This window comes from Corynebacterium sp. J010B-136 (assembly GCF_002967075.1).
Classification (GTDB): Bacteria; Actinomycetota; Actinomycetes; order Mycobacteriales; family Mycobacteriaceae; genus Corynebacterium.
The window spans coordinates 1-626 of the sequence record NZ_PUGE01000018.1 but is presented as its reverse complement, the minus strand read 5'-3'; the positions used below and the strand labels follow the sequence as shown (position 1 = coordinate 626).

Here is a 626-nt window from a genome sequence, read left to right as displayed (position 1 = left end):
TTTTGTGGGTGATGGCGTGCCTTTTGAAGAATGAGCCTGCGAGTCAGCGGCATGTCGCGAGGTTAACCCGTGTGGGGTAGCCGTAGGGAAACCGAATCCTAACTAGGGTGTCAAGTGGCATGTTCTGGACCCGAAGCGGGGTGATCTACCCATGGCCAGTGTGAAGCGATGGTAAGACGTCGTGGAGGCGCGAACCCACGTAGGTTGAAAACTGCGGGGATGAGTTGTGGGTAGGGGTGAAAGGCCAATCAAACTCCGTGATAGCTGGTTCTCCCCGAAATGCATTTAGGTGCAGCGTCGTAGTAGCCTGGTGGAGGTAGAGCTACTGGTTGGTTGAGCGGGACTATCATCTTAGCAACATCAGCCAAACTCCGAATGCCGCCAGTTGTGTTCTACGGCAGTGAGACTGTGGGGGATAAGCTTCATAGTCGAGAGGGAAACAGCCCAGATCGCCGGTTAAGGCCCCTAAGGGTGTGCTAAGTGGAAAAGGATGTAAGATCGCGAAGACAGCCAGGAGGTTGGCTTAGAAGCAGCCATCCTTGAAAGAGTGCGTAATAGCTCACTGGTCGAGTGGTTTTGCGCCGACAATGTAGTGGGGCTCAAGCACACCGCCGAAGCCGCGGCAA

General features: G+C 54.8%; 1 rRNA gene. It reads left to right on the top strand.

Going from position 1 to position 626, the window contains the following annotated elements:
• Nucleotides 1-626 (top strand): 23S ribosomal RNA (locus tag C5Y44_RS13165); the annotation flags it as partial.